16 protein-coding genes, 10 tRNA genes and 2 rRNA genes are annotated in these 20,411 nt (G+C 46.7%); 7 read left to right on the plus strand and 21 right to left on the minus strand.

Annotation, left to right across the window (positions count from 1 at the left end):
- Positions 1–48 precede the first annotated feature (48 nt).
- The 3 genes from INR79_RS01735 (at position 49) to INR79_RS01745 (ending at position 3,263) form a co-directional block, all read left to right on the plus strand.
- A 23S ribosomal RNA gene (locus INR79_RS01735) occupies positions 49–2,934 on the plus strand.
- A gap of 92 nt (positions 2,935–3,026) precedes the next feature.
- Positions 3,027–3,142, plus strand: a 5S ribosomal RNA gene (rrf, locus tag INR79_RS01740).
- A 44-nt stretch (positions 3,143–3,186) separates the two neighbouring features.
- Positions 3,187–3,263: transfer RNA gene (locus INR79_RS01745), tRNA-Asp, on the plus strand.
- A gap of 632 nt (positions 3,264–3,895) precedes the next feature.
- Here the strand turns inward: INR79_RS01745 and INR79_RS01750 are convergent.
- From INR79_RS01750 to mutY, 14 genes are all read right to left on the minus strand, one after another.
- Positions 3,896–5,149 carry a DUF1835 domain-containing protein gene (locus INR79_RS01750; RefSeq protein WP_223095780.1) on the minus strand — a complete coding sequence of 418 codons (1,254 nt, stop codon included), beginning with the start codon at positions 5,147–5,149 and terminating at the stop codon, positions 3,896–3,898.
- Between the two features lie 239 nt (positions 5,150–5,388).
- Positions 5,389–5,464, minus strand: a tRNA-Asn gene (locus tag INR79_RS01755).
- Positions 5,465–5,490: 26 nt separating this feature from the next.
- A tRNA-Thr gene (locus INR79_RS01760) sits at positions 5,491–5,566 on the minus strand.
- A gap of 36 nt (positions 5,567–5,602) precedes the next feature.
- Positions 5,603–5,678, minus strand: a tRNA-Asn gene (locus tag INR79_RS01765).
- An 8-nt stretch (positions 5,679–5,686) separates the two neighbouring features.
- Positions 5,687–5,762 (minus strand) — tRNA-Thr (locus INR79_RS01770).
- 48 nt (positions 5,763–5,810) lie between these two features.
- A tRNA-Phe gene (locus INR79_RS01775) sits at positions 5,811–5,886 on the minus strand.
- A gap of 254 nt (positions 5,887–6,140) precedes the next feature.
- Positions 6,141–7,766 (minus strand): methyl-accepting chemotaxis protein, encoded by a 1,626-nt coding sequence (locus INR79_RS01780; protein ID WP_004398324.1) that lies wholly within the window; start codon positions 7,764–7,766, stop codon positions 6,141–6,143.
- A gap of 608 nt (positions 7,767–8,374) precedes the next feature.
- Positions 8,375–8,450, minus strand: a tRNA-Asn gene (locus INR79_RS01785).
- 37 nt (positions 8,451–8,487) lie between these two features.
- Positions 8,488–8,563, minus strand: a tRNA-Phe gene (locus tag INR79_RS01790).
- A 7-nt stretch (positions 8,564–8,570) separates the two neighbouring features.
- Positions 8,571–8,646 (minus strand) — tRNA-Thr (locus INR79_RS01795).
- A 52-nt stretch (positions 8,647–8,698) separates the two neighbouring features.
- Positions 8,699–8,774 (minus strand) — tRNA-Phe (locus INR79_RS01800).
- 103 nt (positions 8,775–8,877) lie between these two features.
- Positions 8,878–10,014, minus strand: coding sequence for a membrane-bound lytic murein transglycosylase MltC (mltC, locus tag INR79_RS01805; RefSeq protein WP_045961021.1), 1,137 nt, complete (start codon positions 10,012–10,014; stop codon positions 8,878–8,880).
- Between the two features lie 86 nt (positions 10,015–10,100).
- Positions 10,101–10,373, minus strand: coding sequence for an oxidative damage protection protein (locus tag INR79_RS01810; RefSeq protein ID WP_004398322.1), 273 nt, complete (start codon positions 10,371–10,373; stop codon positions 10,101–10,103).
- Between the two features lie 9 nt (positions 10,374–10,382).
- Complete coding sequence (gene mutY, locus INR79_RS01815) at positions 10,383–11,435, minus strand: A/G-specific adenine glycosylase (RefSeq protein WP_223095782.1); 1,053 nt, start codon at positions 11,433–11,435, stop codon at positions 10,383–10,385.
- Positions 11,436–11,611: 176 nt separating this feature from the next.
- Between mutY and trmB the strand changes: the two genes are divergently transcribed.
- Together trmB and glsB are read left to right on the plus strand one after the other, a co-directional pair.
- Positions 11,612–12,337 (plus strand): tRNA (guanosine(46)-N7)-methyltransferase TrmB, encoded by a 726-nt coding sequence (gene trmB / locus INR79_RS01820; RefSeq protein WP_223095784.1) that lies wholly within the window; start codon positions 11,612–11,614, stop codon positions 12,335–12,337.
- A 133-nt stretch (positions 12,338–12,470) separates the two neighbouring features.
- Positions 12,471–13,391: a glutaminase B gene (glsB, locus tag INR79_RS01825; protein WP_004398319.1), complete on the plus strand. Its 921-nt coding sequence runs from the start codon at positions 12,471–12,473 to the stop codon at positions 13,389–13,391.
- A 48-nt stretch (positions 13,392–13,439) separates the two neighbouring features.
- Here glsB and hemW read toward each other — a convergent pair whose 3' ends face one another.
- The 7 genes from hemW to INR79_RS01860 all read right to left on the minus strand — a co-directional run bounded on the left by hemW (position 13,440) and on the right by INR79_RS01860 (position 18,210).
- Positions 13,440–14,615, minus strand: coding sequence for a radical SAM family heme chaperone HemW (gene hemW / locus INR79_RS01830; protein WP_223095786.1), 1,176 nt, complete (start codon positions 14,613–14,615; stop codon positions 13,440–13,442).
- A gap of 6 nt (positions 14,616–14,621) precedes the next feature.
- The gene (locus INR79_RS01835) at positions 14,622–15,221 is read right to left on the minus strand and encodes an XTP/dITP diphosphatase (RefSeq protein WP_223095788.1); all 600 of its coding nucleotides are present in this window, start codon (positions 15,219–15,221) and stop codon (positions 14,622–14,624) included.
- Positions 15,222–15,287: 66 nt separating this feature from the next.
- A complete protein-coding gene (locus INR79_RS01840) occupies positions 15,288–15,719 on the minus strand; it encodes a DUF4426 domain-containing protein (protein WP_223095790.1) in 432 nt (143 codons plus the stop codon).
- A 23-nt stretch (positions 15,720–15,742) separates the two neighbouring features.
- The gene (gene yggU / locus INR79_RS01845; protein WP_223095792.1) at positions 15,743–16,033 is read right to left on the minus strand and encodes a DUF167 family protein YggU; all 291 of its coding nucleotides are present in this window, start codon (positions 16,031–16,033) and stop codon (positions 15,743–15,745) included.
- Positions 16,033–16,590, minus strand: coding sequence for a YggT family protein (locus tag INR79_RS01850; RefSeq protein ID WP_004398314.1), 558 nt, complete (start codon positions 16,588–16,590; stop codon positions 16,033–16,035). Before INR79_RS01850 ends, yggU begins: the two co-directional genes overlap by 1 nt.
- Before the next feature lie 29 nt (positions 16,591–16,619).
- Positions 16,620–17,438 carry a pyrroline-5-carboxylate reductase gene (gene proC, locus INR79_RS01855; RefSeq protein WP_223095794.1) on the minus strand — a complete coding sequence of 273 codons (819 nt, stop codon included), beginning with the start codon at positions 17,436–17,438 and terminating at the stop codon, positions 16,620–16,622.
- A gap of 61 nt (positions 17,439–17,499) precedes the next feature.
- Positions 17,500–18,210, minus strand: a complete 711-nt coding sequence (locus INR79_RS01860; protein WP_022591346.1) for a YggS family pyridoxal phosphate-dependent enzyme — start codon at positions 18,208–18,210, stop codon at positions 17,500–17,502.
- A 23-nt stretch (positions 18,211–18,233) separates the two neighbouring features.
- Between INR79_RS01860 and INR79_RS01865 the strand changes: the two genes are divergently transcribed.
- The gene (locus INR79_RS01865) at positions 18,234–19,271 is read left to right on the plus strand and encodes a type IV pilus twitching motility protein PilT (RefSeq protein WP_004398311.1); all 1,038 of its coding nucleotides are present in this window, start codon (positions 18,234–18,236) and stop codon (positions 19,269–19,271) included.
- A gap of 8 nt (positions 19,272–19,279) precedes the next feature.
- Entirely contained in the window at positions 19,280–20,386 is a 1,107-nt protein-coding gene (locus INR79_RS01870; RefSeq protein WP_223095796.1) for a PilT/PilU family type 4a pilus ATPase, read from the plus strand.
- Positions 20,387–20,411: the final 25 nt, after the last annotated feature.

Below are 20,411 nucleotides of genomic sequence, written 5' to 3' on the forward strand. Positions count from 1 at the left end.
GACACAAACCTTGGTTGTTTGAACATACGAAACCTCTTGGGGTTGTATGGTTAAGTGACTAAGCGTACACGGTGGATGCCTTGGCAGTCAGAGGCGATGAAGGACGTACTAACTTGCGATAAGCCCAGATAAGACAGTAAGAGTCATTTGAGTCTGGGATTTCCGAATGGGGAAACCCACTTACATAAGTAAGTATTGCTGAGTGAATACATAGCTCAGTGAAGCGAACTCGGGGAACTGAAACATCTAAGTACCCGAAGGAAGAGAAATCAACCGAGATTCCGAAAGTAGCGGCGAGCGAAATTGGATTAGCCCTTAAGCTTTTTATGCGTCAGGTGAAGCTTCTGGAAAGGAGCGCGATACAGGGTGATAGCCCCGTAACCGACAGCGGATTTAAAGTGAAATCGAGTAAGGCGGGACACGTGATATCCTGTCTGAATATGGGGGGACCATCCTCCAAGGCTAAATACTACTGACTGACCGATAGTGAACCAGTACCGTGAGGGAAAGGCGAAAAGAACCCCTGTGAGGGGAGTGAAATAGAACCTGAAACCGTGTACGTACAAGCAGTAGGAGCCCTTCGGGGTGACTGCGTACCTTTTGTATAATGGGTCAGCGACTTATATTCAGTGGCAAGGTTAACCATCTAGGGGAGCCGTAGGGAAACCGAGTCTTAACTGGGCGTTCAGTCTCTGGATATAGACCCGAAACCAGGTGATCTAGCCATGGGCAGGTTGAAGGTTGAGTAACATCAACTGGAGGACCGAACCGACTAATGTTGAAAAATTAGCGGATGACTTGTGGCTAGGGGTGAAAGGCCAATCAAACCTGGAGATAGCTGGTTCTCCCCGAAAGCTATTTAGGTAGCGCCTCGGACGAATACTACTGGGGGTAGAGCACTGTTAAGGCTAGGGGGTCATCCCGACTTACCAACCCTTTGCAAACTCCGAATACCAGTAAGTACTATCCGGGAGACACACGGCGGGTGCTAACGTCCGTCGTGGAGAGGGAAACAACCCAGACCGCCAGCTAAGGTCCCAAAGTATTGCTAAGTGGGAAACGATGTGGGAAGGCTCAGACAGCCAGGATGTTGGCTTAGAAGCAGCCATCATTTAAAGAAAGCGTAATAGCTCACTGGTCGAGTCGGCCTGCGCGGAAGATGTAACGGGGCTAAGCAATACACCGAAGCTGCGGCTGCATACTTTGTATGCGGGGTAGGGGAGCGTTCTGTAAGCCGTTGAAGGTGGTCTGTAAGGGCTGCTGGAGGTATCAGAAGTGCGAATGCTGACATGAGTAACGATAAAGGGAGTGAAAAACTCCCTCGCCGGAAGACCAAGGGTTCCTGTCCAACGTTAATCGGGGCAGGGTAAGTCGACCCCTAAGGCGAGGCTGAAAAGCGTAGTCGATGGGAAACGGGTTAATATTCCCGTACTTCTTACAATTGCGATGGGGGGACGGAGAAGGCTAGGTGGGCCTGGCGACGGTTGTCCAGGTTCAAGTGCGTAGGCTTGAGAGTTAGGTAAATCCGGCTCTCTTTAAGGCTGAGACACGATGTCGAGTCACTACGGTGATGAAGTCATTGATGCCATGCTTCCAGGAAAAGCCTCTAAGCTTCAGATTGTAAGGAATCGTACCCCAAACCGACACAGGTGGTCGGGTAGAGAATACCAAGGCGCTTGAGAGAACTCGGGTGAAGGAACTAGGCAAAATGGTACCGTAACTTCGGGAGAAGGTACGCTCTTATCGGTGAAGTCCCTCGCGGATGGAGCTGACGAGAGTCGCAGATACCAGGTGGCTGCAACTGTTTATTAAAAACACAGCACTGTGCAAAATCGTAAGATGACGTATACGGTGTGACGCCTGCCCGGTGCCGGAAGGTTAATTGATGGGGTTAGTCTTCGGACGAAGCTCTTGATCGAAGCCCCGGTAAACGGCGGCCGTAACTATAACGGTCCTAAGGTAGCGAAATTCCTTGTCGGGTAAGTTCCGACCTGCACGAATGGCGTAATGATGGCCACGCTGTCTCCACCCGAGACTCAGTGAAATTGAAATCGCTGTGAAGATGCAGTGTACCCGCGGCTAGACGGAAAGACCCCGTGAACCTTTACTACAGCTTGGCACTGAACATTGAACCTACATGTGTAGGATAGGTGGGAGGCTTTGAAACGCAGTCGCCAGATTGCGTGGAGCCGTCCTTGAAATACCACCCTTGTAGCTTTGATGTTCTAACTTGGCTCCCTTATCGGGAGTGAGGACAGTGCCTGGTGGGTAGTTTGACTGGGGCGGTCTCCTCCCAAAGAGTAACGGAGGAGCACGAAGGTGGGCTAAACACGGTTGGACATCGTGTGGTTAGTGCAATGGCATAAGCCCGCTTGACTGCGAGAATGACAATTCGAGCAGGTGCGAAAGCAGGTCATAGTGATCCGGTGGTTCTGAATGGAAGGGCCATCGCTCAACGGATAAAAGGTACTCCGGGGATAACAGGCTGATACCGCCCAAGAGTTCATATCGACGGCGGTGTTTGGCACCTCGATGTCGGCTCATCACATCCTGGGGCTGAAGTCGGTCCCAAGGGTATGGCTGTTCGCCATTTAAAGTGGTACGCGAGCTGGGTTTAGAACGTCGTGAGACAGTTCGGTCCCTATCTGCCGTGGGCGTTGGAAGATTGAAGGGGGCTGCTCCTAGTACGAGAGGACCGGAGTGGACGAACCTCTGGTGTTCGGGTTGTCATGCCAATGGCATTGCCCGGTAGCTAAGTTCGGAATCGATAACCGCTGAAAGCATCTAAGCGGGAAGCGAGCCCTGAGATGAGTCTTCCCTGATACTTTAAGTATCCTGAAGGGTTGTTCGAGACCAGAACGTTGATAGGCAGGGTGTGTAAGCGTTGTGAGGCGTTGAGCTAACCTGTACTAATTGCCCGTGAGGCTTAACCATACAACACCCAAGGGGTTTTGAGTGGACTCAGATAAGAACATTGAATGTGTAGAAATAGAACTTAAAAACAGCTTTCCAGATTAAAGAATTTGCTTGGCGACCATAGCGTTGTGGACCCACCTGATTCCATGCCGAACTCAGAAGTGAAACGCAATAGCGCCGATGGTAGTGTGGGGTTTCCCCATGTGAGAGTAGGACATCGCCAGGCTTTATATTTGAACATCTGCTTATGATAAGCAGGTCTTCCACTGCGGAGTGGTAGTTCAGTTGGTTAGAATACCGGCCTGTCACGCCGGGGGTCGCGGGTTCGAGTCCCGTCCACTCCGCCATTTATTCAGACGAAGCCCTAGCAGCAATGCTAGGGCTTTTTCGTATTTGCCATTTAATTCCCCCAATAGGCGAATGAATCCCACTTGAACCCTCATCCAGCCATACGTCCTTAGATTCCTTGTCCCTTATTTTACAAAGCCTCAGTAGAAATTAGTGTTTATCAACTAATGGATGTACGAATAGAGGCTGGCATCTTTTCTCTAAGACGTACTTTTCGCTTTCTAAGCCAGTCTAATAGTAGGTTTGTGCTAGGTATTCGGCTTGGTAAAGAGAGTCTTTATATGAAAGACCTCAGTAGATATGCCAAGTTGGAACCGTTATATGCAATCTGATTATTAATGCTAGCCTAGTTATTCTTTATTTAAGGAAGTCTAACCGAAAGGTATATTTCCGTAGGGAAAAGGAGAAGAAAGGGGATTGCATCATCTTATTAAGTAACTCGAATTGCTATTACATACAAGACGTATACTGCGGTACTCTCTTTAACGGTATCGTTATCTGAGTATGCCAGGCACTAGACACAAGTATAAGTTTAGCCCTATAAAGAAAAGTTGGTCGGTTCCGATAGAAAGGTTCTCAACTACCGATTTATAAGTGGTGAGTGAATTAACACTCACCACTTAATTGAGAGTTATGAGTCGCTGTTCAAAGCTAATGTGGAAAGATCCTGATGATCCCAGCTCCAGTAATCATTTTGAGTTAGCTGAATTCCACCTATCCATTTTTTTTCGACGGCAGATACTGATTCGAAATTGGCATCTATTAACTCAATCGTCGCGTTTTGCCAGTCGTTTGATTCAACTCCCTTAATAGTAAGTATTGGCTCTACACCAAAGCTTAGAGGCTTGATAACAGCCCAAAACATGACATCACCTAGGTAAACTAGTGACTCTTGTTTCATGTATTGCCTGAAAAGTGCTTTAAAGCTCAGAGCGTTGTTGTTCTGTTTGAGTATTTGAATAGCAATGGATTGAGTCAAACCAAGCTTAGAATCAGTCTGAGGAAGCTCTTGTAAGTGCCTAAATATGACGGGTTTGATGTTTGGAAATAATGATTCATCTAGGTCATGGTACATTTTTACAAGTTGAGTTGGGGTGGATGAGCAAAAAGCCAGCCATATCTTCTTTGCTGCAGAGATGTGCTCTATGGTCAGCTCTTTACGTGTTTCCCATAAGGTACGTAATGCTTCAGGAGGAAGTTGACCAAGCCCTATGAAACGTTCGCTTCCTGGAAACTTATCGGTTTCGATGATCTCAATTTTTGTAAGATTCTGGTACGACAGCAAGTTAAGCACACGAATCAACATTAATTGATCGTAGTTATCATGTTCGACCCAAATAACGACTCTTCGATACTTCGCACTTTGAAGTTGTTCAGTGTTTTTTGTTTCTTCATCCTTTACTTGTTCAACCGACTTATCCAACTCACTCATTTCAGATATCAGATTATTACAGACATACTGGGCTCGTAGGGTCAGGAAGTATTCTTCATTATCAGTTAGCGGTCCAACACAGAATGGATCTATATAAGGAAGGAAGTCTCCTGAGAACCCAGATTCTTTCAAAGTGTTTTGAATATCATGACCACAACGAACATGGAGAGTGCTTATATCGCTGTCTAATGAAGGTAAAGGCTCTCCAGATAAGCTTCTGTTGCTTTCTAGTTGAGTTACATGATGTTTGAGCTTATTCCAGCTAGAAAGCCCTAACTCTCGAGCCATAGCGAGCTGTACATCCGCAAGCTTTACGCTTTCTTGAGTTATCGACTGAGATAGATGATTTTCATGTAGCCATTCGAGGTCGACATTAGACCCGGCTTTAATTGCCTTCAGGCGAGTTTTGGCTTGTTTCTTTAGATAGGTAAGGTTTAGAGAAAAAGGATTCATATATTCACCGTCTCATAGCTTCTGTACTCGCTTATCAGAAGAGAAGGTAAAACCGGATTGTGGCTTTCCCATAAGGGTAATGTTGTAAGACCTTGAGTATAACTCTTTCCGCGAGCAGGTGGCGCAGGTAACGCCTGATGAAATATATAATGAATTTGTGGTAAGTGAAAGAAGTAAAATGGCAGGTTTTTCTGAATAGAACGAAAAAAGCCAAGTCTTTCGACTTGGCTTCTTGAATGTGGCTCCCCCTGCGGGACTCGAACCTGCGACATACGGATTAACAGTCCGCCGTTCTACCAACTGAACTAAGGGGGAATTGATTATTTAGACTCTATCAAGAGTGGTGCCGACTACCGGAATCGAACTGGTGACCTACTGATTACAAGTCAGTTGCTCTACCTACTGAGCTAAGTCGGCTCCGATAAATCCAGATTAACATCTGAATTTGAAAAGTGGCTCCCCCTGCGGGACTCGAACCTGCGACATACGGATTAACAGTCCGCCGTTCTACCAACTGAACTAAGGGGGAACAATAAATGGTGCCGACTACCGGAATCGAACTGGTGACCTACTGATTACAAGTCAGTTGCTCTACCTACTGAGCTAAGTCGGCACACTTTATTCATTGTTTGTTCGTGCTAAGCACCAACAATCTAAATTGTGGTGCCCGGAGGCGGAATCGAACCACCGACACGAGGATTTTCAATCCTCTGCTCTACCGACTGAGCTATCCGGGCGACGGGGTGTATTAAAAGGCTTTTCGGCTTAGAGGTCAATATAAAATTGTAAAAAAGCTATCGTTTGATGTTTTTCTGTACTTAGTGGCACGTTTTTAGGCATTAGAGATGGAAATGCCATCAAATATAAGGTGGTTTGGGAGTGGCTTGTGAGAATAACCAGATCAAATCTTCCAGCTAAAGCTTCGCATTGGATATAAAAAAGGCTAAGAATGTAATAAACACTCTTAGCCTTGCTATTATCGTCTAGTTATCTACTTTTGAACGGTGAACTTGTTTACCCAAGTTTCGAGTTCATTCGACAGAGAAGAGAGGGTCTGAGTGCTGTTATGACTCTCAGATACAACACCACTTAGCTGGTTGCCACTTTCCTCGATCATGTTGATGCGTTTAGAAATGTCGTCGCCCACTTGAGTTTGCTCAGCCGCTGCGGTCGCGATTTGGTGGCTCATTGAGGTGATGGACTCTAGTGCTTCAACAATGTGCTGCAAAGCTTCTGAAGCGTTGCGAGATTCAACAACGGTGTTTTGGCTGGTTTCAGCACACACTTCCATCGTATTAATGGCGTTTCGAGAGCCTTCCTGCAGGTTGGAGATCATTTGTTGGATCTCTTTAGTACTGCCTTGAGTTCTTCCTGCAAGGTTACGTACTTCGTCTGCTACAACCGCAAAGCCACGACCTTGTTCACCTGCTCGAGCTGCTTCGATAGCTGCGTTAAGTGCAAGTAGGTTGGTCTGTTCAGCAATATCACCGATCACATCCAGAACTTTAGCGATATTGTTTACATCGTTATCCAGATCAGAAACGGCTTGGCTTGCGGTGCCCAGTTGAGTCGCCAGACCTTCAATGTTTCCTACTGTGCTCTGAATAAGCTGCTGTGTTACCTGGCTTTGCTTGTCTGCTTCATCAGTATTCGCTGCCGTATCACGTGCAGATTCCGCTACGTTGTTCGCAGACGAAGCCATTTCAGTCATCGCTGTTGCGATCATTTCTGTAGATTGTTGCTGAGTGTCGGTCAATCCTGCAATTGTACCAGCACGAGACTCTACATCAGACAATTCACCTCGCAGTGCAACCATTGAGGCTTCGAGGTTGGTCACTAACTGTGCCAAAGAACGACTCATTTGCTGAACGGCATGATAAATACTGCCTTCTTCGGCTTCTTCTTCAAAGTTCGCCCGGATTTTACCAGCTGCTACGGCTTGAACCGCGGTACGTACTTCTTGTGGTTCTCCACCAAGAAGTGAAATGATGCGGCGGATTGCAAAAAGAAGGAGTGCAAAAATGGCACCGCCAATGATGATACAAAGTGTGAGCTGCCACTTCGCTGTAGACCAGAATCTCTCATTGACTTCATTAAAGCCAATACCTGTACCTACATACCAACCCCAAACTTTGGATTTTTCGGCAATGGATAGCTTTTCTTCAATAGAACCGTCTGCTTGTTTCTGAGTCCATACGTATTCGGCAATGCCGTTAGGATTCTTTGCAACTGCATCTTGTAGAATGCTACCTACGCTACCGCCATTTCCATCTTTAAAGTCATGGAAACTGGTGCCGTGAAGTTGTGGATCCAGTGGCGTTGCGATGAAGTCCATATTTTCGTCAGCAACATAAACGTATTCGTTATCTTTATAGATATTGTTTCGCAATACACGCGTTGCAATAGCTTTAGCCTGCTCTTCCGTGAGGGTGCCGTCTTGCGCCATCTTTTCCATTTCGCTCAAGATACTGTAAGTACTAGTAAAGAGCTCGGTAACGCGCGATTTATTATCCAGGTTACTGGCAACTCGCAACGTCCATAGACCTGTCGCGGTCAATGCTAGCAGCGATACAAGAATGATCGCAGATAGCAAATAAGATTGAGTTTTTAGTTTCATGGTGTCCCCTCGGCAGTGTGCCTAATCAAAGTCAGCCGAAACCAAAGAGCGGTTTCTGCCTGCTGTCTCTGTATCGGCATATTAGGGTAGAGTTTAATAATTTAATAATGCTTAAATATCAAAGTATGAGTTGGATTAAATTTTTAGCGCGAAATAATTGACTTTTTGATTATTAATTAGTCATGCATACGTATTAGATTGAATGATACTGCACACATATATTATTTGAGCTTTTGTTCTATTTGGCTAAAGATAAATCATAGGATCTCTTATCTTATTTTGTTTTGATAAGAAGGTATGGTTATTAATAAAATCGTAACTTTTGGATGAGAATCAATAAAACTTACAGTAGAACGAAACGAGCTCTTAATTGTTAGATGACTTACTTCTTTTAGGATGATGACCTTTCTGATTTTTAAGAAAACAAAGAGGTTAAATTTTGATTTTAAAAAGAAAATTTCATGAATTTTTAATAGAAGAGATGTCTTGAACTGAGAGTATTTTGGAATGGTCTTTGCTTTAAACTGATGCCACCTGACGGAAGGTTTGCGTATTAAAGACAATTAGAAACGAAAAAAGCCAAGTCTTTCGACTTGGCTTCTTGAATGTGGCTCCCCCTGCGGGACTCGAACCTGCGACATACGGATTAACAGTCCGCCGTTCTACCAACTGAACTAAGGGGGAATTATTTGTGTCATCTATTAAGATAAGCACCAAATAATGGTGCCTCGAGGCGGAATCGAACCACCGACACGAGGATTTTCAATCCTCTGCTCTACCGACTGAGCTATCGAGGCAAAAGAATGGTGCCGACTACCGGAATCGAACTGGTGACCTACTGATTACAAGTCAGTTGCTCTACCTACTGAGCTAAGTCGGCACACTGTATTCTTTCTAAAACTGTTCGTGCTAAACACCAACAATCTAAATTGTGGTGCCCGGAGGCGGAATCGAACCACCGACACGAGGATTTTCAATCCTCTGCTCTACCGACTGAGCTATCCGGGCGACGGAGCGCTATTAAACGGATTTTCCGCCTTAGCGTCAACTTCTTTTTGCAAAAAAAATCAAAAAAGTGCGTTTTTGTCGAGAAAGTAAACGATACGCCACATTACCCCTTACCAGAATTAAAGTCGCGCTTAAAATTCGTCACTTTTTCAAGGTATCGCCTTGCTTCGCTGTTTGGGTGTTTTTTGGTGAGTGCCCAGTAAACCTGATTAGGCTTCAATGAGTTCAGGTCTCGCATGGCGCGTTTTCTGTCGCTTCGATGAAAAGTTTTGAGCACGCCACCAGTTCCACCGTTGTAAGCTGAAATCATACTGTATTCGAGTGATAGGGGGTGGTTTACGTCTTTCAGGTAACGATTTTTCAAAATGTAGAAATAAGCCGTTCCTGTATCGATGTTCTTTTCCGGGTCGAATAAGTATTCGGGAGTCGGTTGTCCGGGTTTCTTTTTCACGAGCTTAAATACGTCTCGACCAGCAGTTTTAGGCACAACCTGCATCAAGCCATAAGCATTTGCCCAACTGACTGCGTAAGGATTGAAACTGCTTTCGGTTTTGATGATAGCGTAGATGAGATCTTCCGGGATGTCATATTTACGTGAGGCTCGTTGGACGATATCCGCGTACTTGTAGCTACGTTTCTCGAAGTGGTCTTTCACCATTGGGATTTCAACGTAGTAAGACTTTTTGAAATCGATATTGCGGGTTTTCAATTGGTTGGCAATTAAGTAGTCCGCAAAACGGTTGGCGCGCCATGACCATTGGATGGGCTTCTTGTCTTGATCGACAACCTGTTGGTAAAGGAAAGGTCTGCCTTCCAGTTTGATACTTGAAGAAGAGTACAGGTCGACGCTGGCAGGGTCGTCCGGCGTAAGCAAAGTGGTAACGATGGCGTTCTTCAGGTGTTTTTTGGGCTCTGTTGATGAAACGGTACTTATCGTGACTTTACCCTTAGCAAAGTCGACCTCAGCGCGGCTCTGATAATTGTCGATGTACTTTACGTAGTTACTTTTTCCCGCTATTCGAATTTCAGCTTTACCCCATTTCTTTTCGATATTGAAAGAGAAGCTGTTCATCAAAGCGTCCAGGGCAGCGATGTCTTTTTGAAATTGTCCCGGCAGCTCAGCTAGATTCTTGGCAAATCGATTGGTGGGCTCGTAGTCGATATCGTAGATATTTTCGATGAATTCACGGCTGCAGCCAACCAGCAGCAAAGCGGTAAAAAAGTAGACGAGTTTTTTCATCGTTTCCCTAAAAAAAGACACCATTATTTTCAGCAATGATGTCTTTTAAAAGCATAAAGGTAAAGTGAGGTTATGCGTTTAAGTGATCACTCACTCGGTGGTGTGTAACCTTCAATGTGAACGTCTTTACCTTCAAACAGGAAGTTAACCATTTCCACCTCGAGCTCTTTGCGATGCTCTGGGTCCATCATGTTCAGCTTTTTCTCGTTGATCAGCATGGTCTGTTTGTGCTGCCACATTCCCCATGCTTCTTTAGAGATGTTGTCGAAAATACGTTTACCCAGATCGCCAGGGTAAAGCTGAAAATCAAGTCCATCGGCTTCTTTCTGCAATCGAGCACAAAAAACAGTGCGGCTCATAGCGGCTCCTTAATTAATTTCAAAAGGTAGGCTTTCAATCAGCTGCTTTACCGGAGCAGCTAAGCCAATTTCTTCAGGTTGAGACAAGTTATACCAGAGACCTTTCGTTCCTTCCATGACCATATCGGGTTGCTTGGAAAGTTTGAACAGCACTGGAGTGATATCTAGATGATAATGGCTAAAGGTGTGCCTGAATGCGATGAGGGTTTTCTCATCTTCCACTGTGGATTCAGAAACAGAGCGATTGTCTAATTCAACTTTCAGTTCTGCATCTTCTCTTTGTGGAAAGCAGAAGAGTCCGCCCCAAATGCCACTCTGCGGGCGCTGCTCTAACCAAATGTGGTTATCATGGTAGAGCAGAGCAAACCAGGTTTCTTTTACTGGTTTCTCTTTCTTCGGCTTTTTGCCCGGGTAATCCAACTGATTCCCGTTTTTGTTGCTCTCACAAAGAGTGGAAACCGGGCAAAGTGTGCATTTAGGCTTGCTTCGGGTGCAGATCATGGCACCCATATCCATCATCGCTTGGTTGTACTTATCGACATCAGTTGATGGAGTATGTGCTTCCGCGTATTCCCAAAGTTGGTTTTCCACCTTTTTCTGCCCAGGCCAGCCTTCAACAGCGAAACTGCGTGCCAGTGTGCGCTTTACATTGCCATCCAAAATGGCGTAGGGCAGTTTATAGACAGAAGAAAGCACAGCAGCGGCGGTTGAACGCCCAATTCCCGGTAAAGCGTTCATGCTTTCCAGGTCTTGTGGGAACTCTCCGTTGTACTTATCAGCGACTTCTTTGGCGGCTTTATGAAGGTTACGGGCTCGGGCGTAATAGCCCAATCCTGTCCATAGATGGAGGACTTCATCCTGCTCCGCGTTGGCGAGATCAGTCACCGTTGGAAAACGTTTCAGAAATCGCTCGTAATAGGGGATTACCGTGGCTACCTGAGTCTGCTGAAGCATGATCTCTGATAGCCAAACCGAGTATGCGGTTTTGTTTTGCTGCCAGGGTAAATTCTTCCGCCCGTAAGCGTCATACCATGTCAGAATTGCCTTTGCGAATGGGGTCACGACTTGCTCTGCTTTTTGCTTTTATTAAGAACAAAATTGCACCACACTTACGGCTGGATGTAAAACCGACAAAATGTGTGGAAATGAAGTGTGGTTTTTCTTCGAATAACACTTGCACCAAAGCCAATTCTTTGGATAATCCCCGCTTTGATCAATTAATGCGCAGGCAATAATCAATGAGTGAAGTCACCACTAACGAATACACAGAAGACGGCAAACTGGTACGTAAAGTTCGCAGTTTTGTTCGCCGTGAAGGACGCCTTACTAAAGGTCAGGAAAACGCGATGAACGAGTGCTGGCCGACAATGGGTATTGATTACCAGGAAAAACTTCTGGATTGGAAAGAAGTGTTTGGTAACGACAACCCTGTGGTTCTGGAAATCGGTTTTGGTATGGGTGCTTCTCTGGTTGAGATGGCAAAAAATGCTCCTGAAAAGAACTTCATTGGTATTGAAGTGCACAGCCCGGGTGTTGGTGCATGTTTAGCGGCTGCGCGTGAAGAAGGCGTCACCAACCTGAGAGTTATGTGTCACGATGCGGTAGAAGTGTTTGCGAACATGATTCCTGATAGTAGCCTGACTACTCTGCAACTTTTCTTCCCTGACCCATGGCATAAAAAGCGCCACCATAAGCGCCGCATTGTTCAGCTAGACTTTGCTGAAATGGTACGTCAGAAGCTGAAGCTGAAGCTGGAAGAAGGTATTTTCCACATGGCGACAGACTGGGAAAACTACGCTGAGCACATGATCGAAGTAATGAACGAAGCGCCAGGTTTTGAGAATACAGCAGAAGGTGGGGATTTTGTTCCTCGTCCAGAAGATCGCCCGCTAACCAAATTTGAGGCTCGAGGTCACCGTTTGGGGCATGGCGTCTGGGATATTAAATTCAAGCGTGTAAGCTAAGCGACGCTTAATCCAATAGTTTTAAGAGCACATTGCCGCTTTATGCGGGAAATCGATGCTCAACAATAAAAAGCCAACGTTATGTTGGCTTTTTTGCCCTCTGTTGCAGAGGAATAACAATAAAAGGTCAAAAATGAAACCTACAAACTTGTTGCTTGCTAACATCTTAGATGAAGTGCGCCCGCTCATTGGGCAGGGCAAAGTTGCTAACTATATTCCTGCCTTAGCAAAAGTTCCGAACGACAAACTTGCCATTGCGGTGTACACCAACGATGGCAAGGTGTATCAGTCTGGTGATGCGGATGAACCGTTCTCGATTCAGTCAATTTCAAAAGCGCTGAGCCTTACGCTGGCAATGGTGCTCTACAAGCCGGAAGAAATTTGGGAGCGAGTCGGAAAGGAGCCCTCAGGGCAGGCGTTTAATTCAATGATCCAGCTTGAGATGGAGCATGGGATCCCGCGAAACCCGTTTATCAACGCTGGTGCGATTGTTGTCGCCGATTTGCTTCACAGCCGCCTATCCGCGCCCAGACAGCGTCTTTTGGAGTTTGTGCGTCAGCTTTCGGGCGACACTCATATTGTTTACGACAAAGTGGTAGCGGCGTCTGAAATGATGCATAGCGACCGAAACGCAGCCATTGCGTATCTAATGCGATCATTTGGTAACTTCCAGAATGAGGTAATACCTGTGCTGAACAACTACTTCCACGCTTGTGCCGTGAAGATGAGTTGTGTGGATTTGGCGAAAACCTTCAGTTATTTGGCGAACAAAGGGGTATCCGTTCAAACGGGTAAGCAAGTGATCACACCTACGCAAACCAAACAGTTGAATGCGCTTCTGGCAACGTGTGGGCTGTACGATGGCGCAGGGGAGTTTGCTTACCGTGTAGGAATGCCGGGCAAGTCCGGTGTGGGTGGCGGCATTATTGCGATTGTTCCGGGAGAAATGACCATCGCTGTATGGTCACCAGAGTTAGACCCGTCTGGTAACTCTCTCGCCGGAACTCGTGCGTTAGAGCTTTTGTCTGAGCGAATTGGACGCTCAATCTTCTAGTAATAAGCCAATCAGAAATAGATAAGGCAGGGTATTCCTATTCCTGCCTTATTCGTCTTCCTCTGCCATAAAGGCTTCAAGCAAATCGTTGAGAAACAGCTTTCCTTTCTCCGTTACCTGCCAGTGAGTGTCGGTTTCAGACAAATAGCCCAGATCCAATGCGTCGTTGATGGTTTCCTGAATATAGGAAATCTCTAACCCAGTGGTGTCAGGGAAATCTTGCTTTGGACAGGCTTCAAGTAACCGAAAGCGGTTCATAAAGAACTCGAATGGTCGATCTCTGTCTTCCACCTGATGCTCTTTATCCAGATAAGGTTTAACCATGTTCTGATAAGCGGCGAGGTAGCCCCTCGGGTGTTTGACTTTGGTTGTGCGAACGATTCGCCCGTCAGCAAAGCTGATTTTGCCGTGCGAGCCACAACCAATACCGAGGTAGTCACCAAAACGCCAGTAATTCAGGTTGTGCTGACATTGAAATCCCGGTTTGCTGTAGCCCGAAATCTCATACTGCACATAGCCCGCATCGGTTAACTTCTTGTGCCCTAAATCAAAAATATCCCACAAGTCATCGTCATCGGGCAGAGTCGGCGGCTTGTAGTAAAACATGGTGTTGGGCTCGATCGTCAGCTGATACCACGAGAGGTGCGGAGGATCGAGCGCGATCGCCTTATCAAGATCATCCAACGCCTGATCAATGCTTTGATCAGGCAGGCCGTGCATGAGATCCAGATTAAAACTGTTCAATCCGATCTCATGTGCGAGTTTGGCAGCATTAACGGCTTCGTCCTGCCCGTGAATACGCCCGAGCCGGTCGAGTTTTTCCTGTTCAAAACTTTGTACCCCAACAGAAATGCGCGTGACACCGACTTTTCGATACCCTGCAAACCGCTTTGCTTCAATGGTGCCAGGGTTGGCTTCCATGGTGATTTCTATATCAGGTTTGAACGGCAGTCTTTGCTCGATCCCAGAAAGCAGATCGCCAATACCCTCAGCAGAAATGAGGCTGGGGGTTCCGCCTCCGATAAAGATTGAATGCAGTAACCTTGGATTCTCATTGAGCTTGTAACGCTCAATATCTGTCTCTAAGTCTTCTAATAGGGCTGCGATGTATTCCGCTTCAGGGATGTCAGCTTTAAGAGCGTGAGAGTTGAAATCGCAATAGGGGCACTTTTGTACACACCACGGGATGTGTACATAAAGACTTAACGCTGGTGGCTGGAGCATAAAACCTTAGATGCCTTGCTGTTTAAGCTGGTCAAAAAGCTGGCTGAGGGCTTTACCGCGATGGGAAAGCTCTTTCTTGCGGCTAGGCTCAAGCTCGGCAGACGCACAGTTATCTTCCGGTACATGGAAGATTGGATCGTAACCAAACCCGTTTTCGCCATGCGCTTTCGTCAGGATGCGACCTTCCCACTTACCGTGGCACACAATAGGAGTTGGATCGTTTTCGTGGCGCATCAAAACCAATACACAGTGGAAACGCGCTGTGCGTTGTTCTTGAGGCACATCTGTCATTGCTTCAAGCAGTTTTTCAAGGTTTTGTTGGTCGCTGGCGTCTTCGCCGGCATAGCGTGCAGAGTAAATGCCCGGAGCACCTTTCAGAAAATCCACTTCCAAGCCTGAATCGTCTGCAATGGCTGGCAGACCCGTTTCCTTGGCGGCGTGGCGTGCCTTGATGATGGCATTCTCAATGAAAGTTGTACCTGTCTCGGCAACCGACGATACGTTGTAGTCGCTCTGTGCAACCACATCAAAGCCAAATTCAGCCAGCAAGCTCGCCATTTCTTTTACTTTGCCCTGATTGCCAGTGGCCAGTACCAATTTAGTCATTCGAAGTTTCCTGTCTGGTTGATTGGAAGCGGCGCAAGGATAGCATTTTTCTGCGGATGCGCTCTATTATTCTTCTACATAGAACTTCTGAGTGAATCGTATCGGTCCTTTACCGGATAAGCCGGCATCAATGTCTATGGTGAAGGTAAAGGTTTCTTCGTGGGAAATAGAAAACTCCGCCAGATAATAGGTGGCGTCGCCTTCTTTAACCTCGTGAAAAGTTAACTCCTTCATTTGCCCAAGCAGGTTTTTGGCACTGCCTTTCACTCCAGCAGTAATAGCGGGTTTGCCGACCTGAGCGTTATCCAGAATGCTGATGTTCAGCAAAGCGTGGTAGCCATCTCGGGATAAGTTGTACTGCCTTGCGATTTTTGGAGTAAGAAAAGCGGTGTTAAATGCCGAGTAATGAACTTCGACGTTTTTGATGGTTTTGAACTGACCTGCTGTTACTGGTGCGACAAGACACAGCGCCAACAGGGCGGTTAGCCATTTGCTCATGATTGCTTCCTCTAAAAAAGCCCTCAGAGGAGGGCTTGAATTTCATTGGGCAGGTTTTGCGGGGAAATGATTCGGACTTGCTTGTGTCGCCCGAGCTCTCCCTTCTCTATTTTTACTTGCCCTTTGGGAACTTTAAATTGCTTCGCCAGATATTTGATGAGGTGGCTGTTTGCTTTACCGTCGACTGGTGGTGCGCTGATGGCGATTTTTAGTTCATCGCCATGCTTGCCTACAATTTTGTCCCGGCTGGCTTTGGGTTGAATGTACAGCCGCAACAAAACCTCATCATTTTCTATTTCTAAAGCCTTGGACATTATAGGCGGAACCAGATGTCTCCGATCACGTCACCCATCATGATGTTGGCAAACTGAAGAAGGATAAAGAGTACCAGCACGCTCAAGTCGAAACCACCCATTTCAGGCAAGATACGACGAATCGGCGCCAGCATTGGCTCGGTCAGTTGGTGGAATACATACTCAATTGGGCTGCGTCCCTGACTGACCCAGCTTAAGATGGCGCGAATCAGCAGAACCCAGAAAAGCAATCCACCAGCCGCTTTCACTAAAGAAAGTGCGCCTAGGTATAGGAATTCTGCGCCAAATGCGAAATTGCCATTGGAGGAAATCGCAACAATAGCGACGAACTTAAGCACACACAGCAGGTACGCAAACAGAATCGTCGCGACATCAATACTGCCAATGGAAGGAATGATCCGACGCAGTGGACCCACAACAGGCTGAGTGGCTTTCACGATAAATTGTGAGAACGGGTTGTAGAAATCTGCGCGAGCCATTTGAAGCCAGATGCGCAATATGACCACCATGATGTATAGGTCAAACAGGGTGGATACCAGAAAATGTACAGAATTCATTCTTTACCCTTAGTGATTTAGAGTTAGCGTTAGAATAATTTTTCCATCTCTTCAGCACGGGCTACTGCCGCTTTCATTGCTTTAGAGACAATATCAGTCAATTGATGTTCGTTGAAGGTGCGCAGTGCTTCTGCGGTGGTACCACCTTTCGATGTTACTTGTTCACGCAGAGTGCTCAATTCGGTGTCTGGATTGGCGACAACCATTTCTGCAGCACCTAATGCCGACTGCTGCACGAGCAGCCTGGCGGTATTTTCGTCAAAGCCTTGCGCTATGGCTTCAGCTTGCATCGCTTCCATAAACAGGAAGAAGTAGGCTGGTGCGCTGCCCGCAGCGGCAATGATATTGTTGATACCTGCTTCTTCTTCTACCCAACATGCTTTGCCAACGGCTTCGAGAAGTTCGTGAGCAAAATTTTTGTCGTCTTCTGATACTGAGGGTAGCGCAAAAAGCCCACTCATTCCCTTACCAACAAGTGAAGGCGTATTAGGCATCACACGAACCAGATTGAGCTTAGAACCCAGCATTTCTTCCAATCGCGCAGCCGAGATACCAGCAGCAATCGAAATCACCAGTTTGTTGCTGTAATCCACTTCTTGCAGACCTTCACAAACTTCCTCCATCATCTGAGGTTTTACCCCCAACACAATGACATCGGCATCACGCGCGGTTTGCAGGTTATTCAAAGAGGTGTTTACCCCGTATTGCTCTGCCAGCAGGGCGAGCTTGGACTCTGTTCTGCCTGTTGCAGTAATAAAGTCTGACGGGTAACCGCTAGCAACCAAGCCTGCAATAATGGAACGCGCCATGTTGCCCGCACCAATGAACGCAATGTGTTTGTGTTCCATGTTCAAAAGATCCTAAATGTTAATCGGCGTTCAGAGGTTATTTCTGTCCGATTTAAATGCTTTATTGTTTGTTGCTGTAATCCCGAGCACCGAAGATGGCGGTGCCGATGCGAACCATAGTACTGCCTGCCTCAACAGCCGCTTCCATATCGCCACTCATTCCCATGGACAACACATCTACATCTGAATATAGATTTGCCAGCTTAGTTTTGAGTTCAGATAACTGATTAAAAGCAGCAAGTTGGGAATCGTAGTCGCTGACATTGGCAGGAATCGACATCAACCCTTTTAATGTGAGGTTGGGAAGGTCGTTTATCAATGCTGCCAGTTCAAACAATTCTTCTTCATTGATTCCTGATTTGGAGGCTTCACCACTGGTGTTGACTTGAATCAGCACGTTTAGCGGTGCCATGCCTTCCGGGCGTTGATCATTGAGACGTTGTGCGATTTTGGCTCTGTCGACCGAGTGTACCCATGCAAAATTTTCTGCGATAGGTCGAGTTTTGTTGGACTGTATCGGACCGATAAAGTGCCATTCGATATCTTTGTCGCTATAGTGTTCAGTAAAATACTGAACTTTATCAACACCTTCTTGTACGTAGTTCTCCCCAAATGCAACCTGCCCAGCTTCGAGTGCCTCGGCAATGGCGGCGTTAGGTTTTGTTTTACTTACGGCTAAAAGTTGCACCGAGCCAGAAGCTCTACCACACTTTTCTTCGAGACTGCGAATTTGTGCGGTGATCTGCTTAATGTTTTGTTGAATACTACACATAATTGACTTAATTAAGGATTTTTATGGATATCGCTGAGTTACTGGATTTTAGTGTAAAGCATAATGCATCAGATCTACATCTTTCTGCTGGAGTTCCTCCAATGGTCCGCGTAGACGGCGATGTACGTAAGTTGGGCGTGCCTGCTTTTACTCATGCTGATGTTCACCGGTTGGTTTTCGATATTATGAACGACGCGCAACGCGCTGAGTTCGAAGAAAAACTGGAAACGGACTTCTCTTTTGAACTGCCTAATGTTGGTCGCTTCCGTGTGAACGCTTTTAATCAGTCACGCGGGTGCTCGGCGGTATTTCGAACCATTCCAACCGAAGTGCCAAGCCTGGAGCAAATCAGTGCGCCTGATATTTTTACTCAAATTTCTAATTATGAGAAAGGGTTAGTGCTGGTAACCGGTCCTACGGGTTCGGGTAAATCCACCACACTTGCCGCCATGGTTGACCACATCAACCGCAATCACAACAAACACATTCTTACGATCGAAGATCCAATTGAGTTTGTACACCAAAGTAATAAATGCTTGATCAACCAACGTGAAGTTCATCGCGATACGCACAGCTTTAATGCGGCGCTTAGAAGCGCACTGCGTGAAGATCCGGATGTGATTCTGGTGGGTGAGCTTCGTGATAAGGAAACCATCAGCCTTGCATTGACGGCTGCGGAAACGGGTCACTTGGTATTTGGTACCTTGCACACCAGCAGTGCAGCCAAAACCGTCGACCGTATTATCGATGTGTTCCCGGGCACCGACAAAGACATGGTTCGCTCGATGCTCTCTGAATCGCTACGTGCGGTTATCTCTCAAAAGCTGCTTAAGCGTTTGGGTGGTGGTCGTGCCGCCTGTCACGAAATCATGCTGGCAACACCTGCGATTCGAAACCTGATTCGTGAAGACAAAGTCGCTCAGATGTATTCGGTTATCCAGACGGGTGGCGCTATGGGGATGCAGACCACAGAGCAGCATGCCAAACAGTTGATTGCTCAAGGGGTGGTCGATGCTGACGAGGTACGCACCAAACTTGAATCCGATTCTATGGGCTTTTAGGTGGCGACATGGAACTGAACCAAGTTTTATCAGAAATGGTGTCTCTGAAGGCATCAGACATCTACATCACAGTGGGTGCACCTGTCTTGTTGCGTGTTCACGGAGAACTGCAGCCATTGGGTGAACCACTAACCGAGGAGTCTGCCTTTCATCTGCTCGATACTATGATGGATGAAGAGCGTCGCGCGGAATTTCGTAAAGAAAGAGAGTCCAACTTTGCCATCGTTCGAGATGTTGGACGTTTTCGTGTGAGTGCGTTCTTCCAGCGTGAACTGCCTGGTGCGGTACTACGCCGAATAGAGACGCAAATCCCTACCTTCGAAGAGCTTAAATTACCGGATGTTCTGCAGGATCTTGCTATCGCTAAACGAGGTTTAGTGCTGGTGGTTGGTGCGACCGGCTCAGGTAAGTCCACCACGATGGCTGCGATGACGGGCTTTCGAAATCAGAATCGCACAGGTCATATCCTGACGGTGGAAGACCCGATTGAATTTGTTCACGAGCATAACCAGTGCATCATCACCCAGCGTGAAGTGGGTTTGGATACCGAGAGCTATGAAGTCGCACTGAAGAATTCACTCCGTCAGGCGCCAGACATGATTCTGATTGGTGAAATTCGCTCCCGTGAAACCATGGAATATGCCATGACTTTTGCGGAAACCGGTCACCTCTGCATGGCAACACTGCACGCTAACAACGCAAACCAGGCGTTGGAACGTATTCTTCACCTAGTGCCAAAAGAGCAGAAAGAGCAGTTCCTGTTTGATTTATCCATGAACTTGCGCGGTGTGATAGCGCAGCAACTGATTCGCGATAAGAGCGGGCAAGGGCGCCACGGTGTATTCGAAATCCTTCTGAATACCCCAAGGGTGTCCGACCTGATTCGTCGCGGTGAGCTGCACGAGCTGAAAGCTACGATGGCGAAGTCCAACGAGGCGGGAATGAAAACCTTCGATCAGTGTTTGTATGAGCTTCTGTCGGCAGACAAGATCACCGAGCAGGATGCAATGCACAGCGCTGACTCTGCGAATGATTTGAGGTTGATGATGAAAACCGAGCAAGGCGGAGATTTCTCAGGTGGCGCGCTTGATGGTGTGAAAATAGACATGAACTAGATGTCTGATTTCTCCAAAAACAATA

Origin of the sequence: Vibrio sp. SCSIO 43132 (assembly GCF_019904195.1) — a bacterium.
GTDB classification, from domain to species: domain Bacteria; phylum Pseudomonadota; class Gammaproteobacteria; order Enterobacterales; family Vibrionaceae; genus Vibrio; species Vibrio nigripulchritudo.